Origin of the sequence: Frigoribacterium sp. CFBP 13605 (assembly GCF_014839405.1) — a bacterium.
Classification (GTDB): domain Bacteria; phylum Actinomycetota; class Actinomycetes; order Actinomycetales; family Microbacteriaceae; genus Frigoribacterium.
The window spans coordinates 1-1,430 of sequence record NZ_JACYNS010000205.1 but is presented as its reverse complement, the minus strand read 5'-3'; the positions used below and the strand labels follow the sequence as shown (position 1 = coordinate 1,430).

1 protein-coding gene and 1 pseudogene are annotated in these 1,430 nt (G+C 76.5%); both read left to right on the top strand.

Features of this window, described 5'->3' with window-relative positions; translation table 11 throughout:
* Positions 1–453 (top strand): annotated as a pseudogene (locus tag IFT36_RS16675) (hypothetical protein); the annotation flags it as partial.
* Positions 450–1,430 (top strand): glycosyltransferase family 2 protein (locus tag IFT36_RS16030; protein WP_307785137.1); only part of this gene is annotated, 981 nt, incomplete at its 3' end. The pseudogene IFT36_RS16675 and the gene IFT36_RS16030, both read left to right, overlap by 4 nt.

The window sequence follows — 1,430 nt, the reverse complement described above, 5'->3', positions numbered from 1 at the left end:
CCGGACGCGCGGGCGACCGGCGTCGTGGCGCTCGGCCGCGCCTCCTCGGGGCACGAGGCCGAGCTGCAGCAGCTGGTCGACGAGGCGGCAGCGCTCGGCGTGCCGTTCGGCGCGACGGGCTACCTCGACGACGCGACGCTGCTCGACCGCGCCCGGCGCGCGTCGGTGCCCGTGGCGGCGCACCAGCACGTGTCGGCCTCCGGATCGATCGCGACCTGGATCGCGGCCGGGCGACGACCGCTCGTGCCCGACACGAGGTACTCGCGCGAGATGGCCGCCCTCCGGCCGGGCACGCTCACGCTCTACCCCGACGGCGGTCTGGCGACGGCGATCGCGACCGCCCTGGCCGACCCGGCGTCGACCTGGCTCGACGACGACGCCCGGACCCTGCCCGGCCTCGACGAGGTGGCCGACGCCTACGCGGCGTGGTGGACCGAGGGGGTGCGCTGGTGAGCCGCGACGCCGGGTCGCCGGTGTCCGACGCGACCGACACCGCGCCTCCTGCGGGCGGACGGTTCGTCGTCGGCAACGCGTGGGACGCCCTCGACGGGGTGTGGCCCGACCTGCCGCCGCTCGTGTCGGTGGTCGTCGTGCACTACCGGCAGCAGGCCGAGCTCGACCGGACGCTGGCGGCGCTGGCGCGTCAGAGCTACCCGGCCGAACGGCTCGAGGTGATCGTCGTCGACGACGGATCGCCGACGCCACCCACCGTGCCCGAGGGGGTGCGGCTGATCGTGCAGGAGGACCTCGGGTTCCGGCTCTCGGCCGCCCGCAACCTCGGCGTCGCCGCGTCGTCGGGATCGGTGCTGTGTTTCGTCGACGCCGACACGTCACCCGAGCCGGACTACGTGCTGCGGCTGACCCGGCTGCCGGCGCTCGCCCCCGAGGCGGTGACGGTCGGCCAGCGGAAGCACGCGGACTTCGCCGGGGTGCTGGGCGGTGACGGCGGGGTCGGTGACGGCGGGGTCGGTGACGGCGGGGTTGGTGACGGCGGGGTCGGTGACGACGGGGCCGGTGAGGACCGGGCCGGTGTCGGCCTGGGTCGGAGCGGCGGCGTGGCCGTGCCGGTGTCGGAGCCGGTCGAGGTGGCCGGGCCGGCCCACGAGCTGGAGCAGCCGCGCTGGTTGCAGCAGGCGTACGGCTGGTCGGCCGACCTGCTGCACGCCGACGACCGGTCGTACCGCCACCTGATCGGGGCGGTCACCTGCTGCACCCGCTGGTTCTTCGACCAGGTCGGCGGCTTCGACGAGTCGTTCACGAGCTACGGCGGCGAGGACTGGGAGTGGGCCCACCGCGCGTGGCTCTCCGGCGGCGTGTTCGCGCACGTGCCGGGCGCCGTGGCGTGGCACGACGGGCCGGACTGGGCGGGACGGGCGACGGGTGCCGGCGGCGGGTCGGCGGGGTCGGCGGCCTCGGCGTCGGCGGACTCG